Origin of the sequence: Streptomyces sp. NRRL F-5122, from assembly GCF_001507435.1 — a bacterium.
GTDB classification, from domain to species: domain Bacteria; phylum Actinomycetota; class Actinomycetes; order Streptomycetales; family Streptomycetaceae; genus Streptomyces; species Streptomyces lannensis.
Window position 1 is genome coordinate 1 of the sequence record NZ_LMWH01000065.1, and the last position, 1602, is coordinate 1602.

General features: G+C 68.2%; 1 protein-coding gene. It reads left to right on the top strand.

Annotated features, from left to right (window positions below):
* Positions 1-58 precede the first annotated feature (58 nt).
* On the top strand, positions 59-1602 hold a 1544-nt coding region (locus tag ADL25_RS09865; protein WP_234380794.1), incomplete at its 3' end, for an AfsR/SARP family transcriptional regulator.

The following is a 1602-nucleotide window of genomic DNA, read 5'->3' on the forward strand; positions in this document are numbered from 1 at the left end:
CATGCGCGCAGGCATCCAGTTCTCGGTCCTCGGCCCGGTTCGACTGCTGAGGCAGGGGGTGGAGGAGGTGGCGGGGCAGCCGAGGCAGTGTGCGGTTCTTGCTTCGTTGTTGCTCAGGGCGGGCAGGCCGGTGAATCTGTCGACGCTGGTGGATGATGTGTGGGGGGATGAGGCTCCTCCGTCGGCTGTGGGTTCGGTACGTACGTACGTCTATCGGCTGCGGCAGTCTCTGGGTGGGCTGAGTGACAGCTGTGTCCGGCTGATCGATGGGGGCTATCTGCTCCATATCAGGCCTGAGGCGTTGGATCTGAACCGTTTCAAGGAGACTGCGGCCAAGGCGCGGGAGGCTCGTAGCGGCGGGGATCTCACGCTGGCGGCGGATCTTTTGTCCGAGAGTCTTGGTATGTGGAACGGTGTCGCGCTTGCCGGGGTTCCGGGGCCGTTCGCCGAGACGCAGCGTGGTGTCCTTGGCGAGCTGCGGCTTGCCTGTGCGGAGGAGCAGCTGGCGTGCGAGGTGGAGCGGGGCAACTATGCCGAGGCCGCGGCGGAGTTGTCGGCTTTGCTGGTGGAGCATCCGCTGCGTGAGCGTGTGTGCGGGCTTCTTATGACCGCCCTGTACGGGGCGGGCCGGCAGTCGGAGGCGCTGACGATCTACCACACGACCAGTCATCTGCTGCGCCAGCGTCTTGGTGTCAATCCCTCACCGGAGCTGCAGCAGGTCCATGAACGGATCCTGTCGGGGCGGTTTCAGCTCCCGCGTACCAGCCATCGTCTGGCCGAGGGGCGTGCGGTGTCTGCTCAGGTGCCGGCGCAGTTGCCGGCTGCTCTGCCCGCTCTGGTGGGGCGTGAGAAGGAGCAGGGGCAGGTGGAGCGGTTGGCGGAGGATGCGCAGGCGTCGTCGTCGGTGGCGATCTGCGTGGTCGGGGGGATGGCGGGCGTGGGCAAGACGGCGTTCGCGACCGCGGCCGGTCACCGTCTGGCCGAGCGGTTCCCCGACGGGCAGCTTTTCGCGGACCTGCACGGTGCGGGGCCCGGGTTGGAGCCGAGGGATCCGGGCGAGGTCCTGGCAGGCTTCCTGCACTCCCTCGGGGTACGGCCTGAGGCCATGCCGCCAAGCACGCAGGCGCGGGGGCTGATGTTCAGGGGCCTATTGGCCAAGCGGCGCATGCTCGTCGTGCTCGACAACGCCGCCGGCACCGACCAGGTGAAGGATCTCCTGCCGGGCAGCGCGGGTTCCATGGCCCTTATCACCAGCCGTATGCAGCTTCACGCACTGGTAGCCGCCTACCAGGCCCTGCCCTTGACCCTGCTCCCGCTGAGCCAGGACGAGGCACGCAGCTTCCTGGCCCGCCGGCTCGGAGCAGCCAGGACCGCGGCCGAACCCGAAGCCGTCGACCGCATCATCGCCTTCGCCGGATGCCTTCCCCTGGCCCTGGCCAACATCGCCGCCCGCGCCGCCTACCGCCCCCAGATGCACCTGACCAGCCTCGCCGACGAATACACCCCCTCCACAGACAACATCCTGGACGCCTTCGCCAGCGACGAAGACCCCACACTCGACGTCCGCACCTCCATAGCCCGCTCCTACCACCGACTCGACCC